General features: G+C 74.9%; 6 protein-coding genes and 1 pseudogene. 3 read left to right on the forward strand and 4 right to left on the reverse strand.

What is annotated here, in order from left to right; translation table 11 throughout:
• Both SSNG_RS04015 and SSNG_RS04020 read right to left on the reverse strand, forming a co-directional pair.
• On the reverse strand, positions 1-1,384 hold a 1,384-nt coding region (locus SSNG_RS04015; RefSeq protein WP_007262517.1), incomplete at its 3' end, for a glycoside hydrolase family 15 protein.
• A gap of 63 nt (positions 1,385-1,447) precedes the next feature.
• On the reverse strand, positions 1,448-2,005 hold the full coding sequence (locus SSNG_RS04020) for a DoxX family membrane protein (RefSeq protein WP_007262518.1): 558 nt from the start codon (positions 2,003-2,005) through the stop codon (positions 1,448-1,450).
• Positions 2,006-2,124: 119 nt separating this feature from the next.
• Here SSNG_RS04020 and SSNG_RS04025 point away from each other — a divergent pair, with 119 nt between their 5' ends.
• Positions 2,125-2,589, forward strand: a complete 465-nt coding sequence (locus tag SSNG_RS04025; RefSeq protein ID WP_007262519.1) for a MarR family transcriptional regulator — start codon at positions 2,125-2,127, stop codon at positions 2,587-2,589.
• Between the two features lie 28 nt (positions 2,590-2,617).
• On the opposite strand, the gene SSNG_RS04030 is transcribed toward SSNG_RS04025, so the two are convergent.
• Complete coding sequence (locus SSNG_RS04030) at positions 2,618-3,658, reverse strand: MBL fold metallo-hydrolase (protein ID WP_007262520.1); 1,041 nt, start codon at positions 3,656-3,658, stop codon at positions 2,618-2,620.
• A 92-nt stretch (positions 3,659-3,750) separates the two neighbouring features.
• Complete coding sequence (locus SSNG_RS42910; protein WP_050779543.1) at positions 3,751-4,395, reverse strand: hypothetical protein; 645 nt, start codon at positions 4,393-4,395, stop codon at positions 3,751-3,753.
• A gap of 130 nt (positions 4,396-4,525) precedes the next feature.
• On the opposite strand from SSNG_RS42910, the pseudogene dhaK reads away from it, so the two are divergent.
• Together dhaK and dhaL are read left to right on the forward strand one after the other, a co-directional pair.
• Positions 4,526-5,533 (forward strand): annotated as a pseudogene (gene dhaK, locus SSNG_RS04040) (dihydroxyacetone kinase subunit DhaK).
• A 2-nt stretch (positions 5,534-5,535) separates the two neighbouring features.
• Positions 5,536-6,144: a dihydroxyacetone kinase subunit DhaL gene (gene dhaL / locus SSNG_RS04045; protein WP_042802911.1), complete on the forward strand. Its 609-nt coding sequence runs from the start codon at positions 5,536-5,538 to the stop codon at positions 6,142-6,144.
• The last annotated feature ends 101 nt before the right edge of the window (positions 6,145-6,245 follow it).

The following is a 6,245-nucleotide window of genomic DNA, read 5'->3' on the forward strand; positions in this document are numbered from 1 at the left end:
AGCCGTAGTACTGGGTGAAGGTGCCCCGCTCGGGGTCGTAGCCCTTGTCGCAGACGTCGCGGTGCACCTCGTCCCGCATGGCCCGCCAGCGCTCGACGTCGCCCGGCATGTGGGGGGCGTTCTCCAGGGTCCGCACGGCCCGGTCGGCGGCCACCCAGGCCATCACCTTGGAGTGGGTGAAGTGCCGGCGCGGGCCGCGTACCTCCCACAGCCCCTCGTCCGGGCGGTGCCAGTTGCGTTCCAGGAAGTCGAGCAGGGAGAGCTGGATCTTCCAGGCGTGCCGTTCCGAGGCCAGCCCGGAGGCCCGCGCCAGGTGCAGGGCGTCCAGGACCTCTCCGTACACGTCCAGCTGGAGCTGGTCGACGGCGGCGTTGCCGACCCGGACCGGGGCGGAGCGGGCGTAGCCGCGCAGCCAGGGCAGTTCGGTCTCGGGGATGCGGCGCTCGCCGGCGATGCCGTACATGATCTGGAGGTCCGCCGGGTCGCCCGCGACGGCGCGCAGCAGCCAGCCCCGCCAGGCCCGCGCCTCGTCGAGGAAGCCGGTGGACAGCAGGGCGCCCAGGGTCAGGGTGGCGTCGCGGAGCCAGCAGTAGCGGTAGTCCCAGTTGCGGACCCCGCCGATCTCCTCGGGCAGGGAGGTCGTCGCGGCTGCGGCGATCCCCCCGGTGGGGGCGAAGGTGAGGGCCTTGAGGGTGATCAGCGAGCGGGTGACGGCTTCCTCGTACGGGCCCTCGTAGCGGCACTGGCCGGCCCACTCCCGCCAGTCGGCGAGGCTCTGCTCCAGCGCCCCGTACGGGTCGACCGGCTCGGGGCGCAGCTCGTGTGAGGGGTGCCAGGTCAGCACGAAGGCGACCTTCTCGCCGGGGCCGACGGTGAACTCCGAGCGGGTGCTGTGGTCCTCGCCCCAGGTCCGCACGCGAGGCTCGCTGCGGAACCAGACGGAGTCGGGTCCGGCGACCGCGACCCGGTCGCCCTCGCTGCGCCGGACCCAGGGGACGACGTGGCCGTAGTCGAAGCGCAGCCGCAGGGTGCTCCGGACGGTGACCCGGCCGGAGACCCCTTCGACGATCCGCATCACGTCGGGTGCCTCGTCGCGCTGCGGCATGAAGTCGACGACCTTGACGGTGCCCTCGTCGGTCTCCCAGTACGACTCCAGGACCAGCGAGCGGTCCAAGTAGGCCCGCCGCGTGCAGCGTTCGCCGTCCTCGGCGGCGGCCGGGGCGATGCGCCAGTGGCCGTTCTCCTTGGTGCCGAGGAGGGCGGCGAAGCAGGCCGCGGAGTCGAAGCGGGGCAGGCACAGCCAGTCGATGGACCCGTCACGGCCGACCAGCGCGCTGGTCATCAGGTCGCCGATGAGTGCGTAGTCTTCGATGGGTTGTGTCATTCATCCGCTTTTCCCCCAAACCCCGGGGGTCAATCAGCCGGCGGCCCGCCCGGCGGCGGGCGTCTAACCGCGGACGAGGAGCGTCACGACGGCGAGGAGCACGCCGAGGGCGAGGGCCTGGGCGCCGAGGGCGAGGCGGTGGGCGCGCAGCGCGGGGACGGGCAGCAGCCGGTCGAGGGCGTGGCGGCCGGGGCCGGTCAGGGTGAGGGCGGCGGCGGCCGCGGCGAGCAGGAGCTCGTACTCCATGCCCTTCGGGGCGAAGAAGGCGCCGGCGCCGTGGACGGCCACGGCGTTGATCATCGTGCCGGTGACGGCGGCCCCGGCGAGCGGGGTGAGCAGTCCGAGGGCGAGGCCGAGGCCGCCGAGGGTCTCGGTCAGGCCGGCGAGGGCGGCCATGGTGTCGCCCGCCGGGTAGCCGCTGGCGGTGAAGAACCGGCCGGTGCCGCTGATCCCGCCGCCACCGAACCAGCCGAAGAGCTTCTGGGTGCCGTGGGCGGCCACGGTGAGACCGAGGACGACGCGCAGCAGGAGCAGTCCGGCGTCGTGGGCGGAGGTGTCGGCGGCGGGGGCGGCCGGGGCGGCGGCCGGGGTCTTCGTCGCGGGGGCGGTGGCGCTGCTCATGGGGGTCCTTCCGGTCGGGCGGCCCGAGGGATTAGTTCAAATTCGAACCTGCTTGAGTCCGACCATAGCGACCCGCGAGCCGTTGATTCAAATTCGAACAATTCGTGTACCCTGGCGTCATGGACGAACCGAGATGGCTGGACGACCGGGAGATGCGCGCCTGGAGGGGCTTCCTGGCCGCCTCCGCCCTGGTGAACCGTCGGCTCGACCAGCAGCTCAAGGACGATTCCGGACTCTCCCACCCCCAGTACGAGATCCTCGTGCGGCTCGCCGCGGCGCCCGACCAGGAGCTGCGCATGACGGAGCTCGCCAACGGGCTGATCAACTCCAAGAGCGGCCTGACCTACCAGGTCGGCCAGATGGAGAAGGCCGGCCTGGTCCGCCGCCGCAGCTGCCCCTCGGACGTCCGGGGCGTCTTCGCCGTCCTCACCGACGCGGGCCGCTCCCGCCTGGAGGAGGCCGCCCCCGGCCACGTCACGGCGGTCCGCGAGGCCCTCGTCGACGTCCTCACCCCCGAACAGCTCGACGCCCTCGCCGACGGCCTCGGCGAGGTCAGCCGCCGGCTGCGCGAACAGGGCGCCTGACGGCCGGCCTCCGCCGCACGGCGCCCCGTCAGGCGCGGGGCGGCCCGGGACGGGACCAGGGGGCGTCGGGGGCGGGGGACTCGGGGCGCAGGCCCAGGGCGTGCAGGAGGTTCACCGCCATCATCGCCGTGAACAGCGGGTTCGGGTTGGCGCCGGTGACGCCCAGGGCCGTGGCGGCCTCCGCGCAGGCGGCGGTGAACGCGTCCGGCCGGACCGGGCCGGGGCCGGTGGTCAGTTCCAGGGCCGCCGCGTGCAGGGCGGCGGCCTGGTCCAGCATCCGGTCCAGGTGGGACACCGCCCCGGCGCCGCGGCGCAGGGCGAAGGTGTGCCCGTCGGTGAGGACTTCGGCCTCGCCCTCCTCCAGGAGGCGGGCCGCGGAGCCCAGCGCCGTCTGGAGCTTGAGCTGGTCGGCGTCGGCCATGGGGCCGCAGGGGCCGTTGGCCTCGTCGGAGAGGTGGAGGACCCCGCAGTCCCGCAGGTGCACGACCACGTGCCCGGCGCAGTGGCCCTGGCTGCGCAGCACCCGGACCGCCCCGCCGGCGAAGGTCCAGCCGCCGAGCCGCAGCGAGCCGATGCGGATCCGCTCCGGCGGCCGTTCCTCGTACGTCCGGGTCGTCGCGCCGAAGGGCCGCAGCGGCCGGAAGAGCGAGACCACCTTCTCGGCGGCCTCCCGGGGCGGCCCGGGCAGCACGCCCAGCCCGGCCACGCGCTCGAAGGCCCGTACCCAGTACGCCACCGGGTCCCGCATCTGGCCGAGGTCGGGGGCGGGGACGTAGTGCTCCGCCGGTACGCCCAGCACGTCGGCCAGGTCGTTGTTGCCGACGTGGTCGAGGTGCCCGTGGGTGGTCAGCAGCAGCACCCGGGACCAGGGTCCGACCCGGTCGGCGGCCTCCCGCAGCGCCGCGCGGAACGGCTCCGTGACGCCGGTGTCGACCAGGACGAGGGTGTCGCCGGTCCGGTGGACGAGGGCGTTGGCCACGTCGGGCCGTCCCCGCGCGAGGTCCAGCGCCTGTCCGGCGACCAGTACGGTCCGCTCGTCGATCCCGATCAGCTCGCCCAGCACGGTCACGGTTCCTCCCGCGGAGCCACCGGAGGCGGGCCGGCCCCGCCGTCGAGCGTACGCCGCCCGCGAGGCCTCCGCCCGGGCGGCGGACCGCCGGCTCAGGTGAAGGCGATGGCCGCCCCGTTGGCGACCGACAGCTCGGCGGCCCGGAGGAGCTGTAGGCAGACGTAGGACTCGACTCCGTAGCGCTGCCAGCCTGCGGCGCCGGGCTCCTCCGCGTCGGCCGCTTCGAAGAGCTCCTCGGAGTGCGGGTCGAGGCCCTCGGGGAGACCGAGCGCTCCGGCGAGCCGGCGGGTCTCCGCCAGCAGCCGTACCGAGGAGCCCAGGTAGCCGCCCGGAGCCCGCTCGTCGCATATGACGTGATCGAGGTCCACGGGGACGTAGTAGCCCTCGCAGTCCGAGTGGTGGACCAGGTGGTCGAACGGGCCGGGAGGGGCCGTGGGGAGGGCTTCGTACACCGCCTCCAGGAGCGGGTCGGCGGACGCGCGGTGGTGCTCCTCCAGCGGCGGCGGCAGCTGCTCGCCCGCAGCCAGGTGGACCGCGAGTCGGCGGAGTGCGTGCAGCCCCGAGTAGCCCCACGACTCGAACTCGGCGGGCTCCCCCGCGAGCGCGTCGGGTTCGCGCCAGGGCCGCGCACCCGCGCGCTCCAGCAGCGCGCCGATCGCGGCGAAGTCGGCGCGGACCATGTCGGCGTACTCATCCTCCGCGTCGGCGAGCACCCCGACGACCACGTTCAGACCCATGACCCGATCATGCCAGGGCAGGTGCGCCCCGGCCGCGCCGCGTCCGCGTTCCGCCACCTCGGCGGGGCGCTCTGCCCTACGGTCGGCAGCAGGTCACAGCACACGACTCCACCGCACCGGGAGGTTCTTCGTGAAGATGCTCATCAACTCACCCGACACCGTGGTCTCCGACGCCTTGCGCGGCATGGCGGCCGCGCACCCCGAACTCGACGTCGACGTGGAGCGGCAGGTCGTCGTGCGGCGGGACGCGCGGGCCGGCGGGCGGGTCGGGCTGGTTTCCGGGGGCGGCTCCGGGCACGAGCCGCTGCACGCCGGGTTCGTGGGGCCCGGGATGCTCTCCGCCGCCTGCGCCGGCGCGGTGTTCACCTCGCCGGTGCCCGACCAGATGCTGCACGCGGCCGGTGCCGTGGACGCCGGCCAGGGGGTGCTGTTCGTCGTCAAGAACTACACCGGCGACGTGCTGAACTTCCAGATGGCCGCCGAACTGGCGGAGGAGGACGGCCTGCGGGTCGAGCGGGTGCTCGTCGACGACGACGTCGCCGTGACCGACAGCCTCTACACGGCCGGCCGGCGCGGCACGGGAGGCACCCTCTTCGTCGAGAAGATCGCCGGGGCTGCCGCCGAGGAGGGCGCCCCGCTGGAGCGGGTCGCCGCCCTGGCCCGGCGGGTCAACGACGCCTCCCGCAGCTTCGGGGTGGCGCTCAGCGCCTGCACCACGCCCGCGAAGGGCAGTCCGACCTTCGACCTCCCCGACGCGGAACTGGAGCTGGGCGTGGGGATCCACGGCGAGCCCGGCCGGGAGCGGCGCGCGATGATGACCTCGCGGGAGATCGCGGAGGGGCGGTGCGGCCGTGCTGACGACCTCGCGGAAGCCCGGACCACCGGCCGTCCCGGTGCTGCTGCTGTTCCACGGGATGGGTGCGACCCCGCTGCTGGAAGTTGTACCGGGTTTCCACGCGGAGGTCGGCCGCCGCCTTGGCCGCGCGGGGCGTCGAGGTGGCGCGGGCGCTCGTCGGGAACTACGTCACCTCCCTGGACATGGCGGGCTGTTTCGGTGACCGTGTGCCGGGCGGACGAGAAACTGCTGCGGCTGTGGGACGCGCCGGTGCGGACGGCCGCCCTGCGCTGGGGGTGCTGAGGATGCGGGACGCGGAGTTCTTCCGGCGCTGGATGGAGGCCGCCGCGGCGGCCGTGGAACGGGAGGCGGACCGGCTGACCGAGCTCGACTCCCCCATCGGCGACGCCGACCACGGGGCCAACCTGCTACGGGGCTTCACGGCCGTGCGCGCGGCGCTGGCCGGAGCCGACCCGGCGGCCGCGCCCGGGGCCCTGCTCCAGCTGGCCGGCCGCACCCTGATCTCCACGGTGGGCGGCGCGTCCGGACCGCTGTACGGGACGCTGCTGCGGCGCACCGGCAAGGAACTCGGCGAAGCCGCCGAGGTCTCCGACGAGGAGCTGCGCGGGGCCCTGGACGCCGGGGTGGACGCGGTGGCCCGGCTGGGCGGGGCGGCCCCCGGCGACAAGACGATGCTGGACGCGCTGGTCCCGGGGGTCGCGGCGCTGGGTACGTCCTACCGCGCCGCCGGGGACGCGGCGCGGGGCGGGGCGCTGGCGACGGTTCCGATACTGGCCCGCAAGGGCCGCGCCAGCTACCTCGGGGAGCGCAGCGTCGGCCATCAGGACCCGGGAGCCACCTCGGCCGCCCTGCTGCTGGGCGCGCTGGCCGACACGGCGGAGGGGGACGCGTGAGCGGCGGGGCGCTGGTCGGGATCGTGCTGGTGTCGCACAGCGCCGGGGTCGCCGGGTACGGTGGCGGAGCTGGCGCGGGGCATCGCGGCGGGCGGGGCGGT

Source organism: Streptomyces sp. C (assembly GCF_000158895.1).
In the GTDB taxonomy this organism is placed as follows: domain Bacteria; phylum Actinomycetota; class Actinomycetes; order Streptomycetales; family Streptomycetaceae; genus Streptomyces; species Streptomyces racemochromogenes.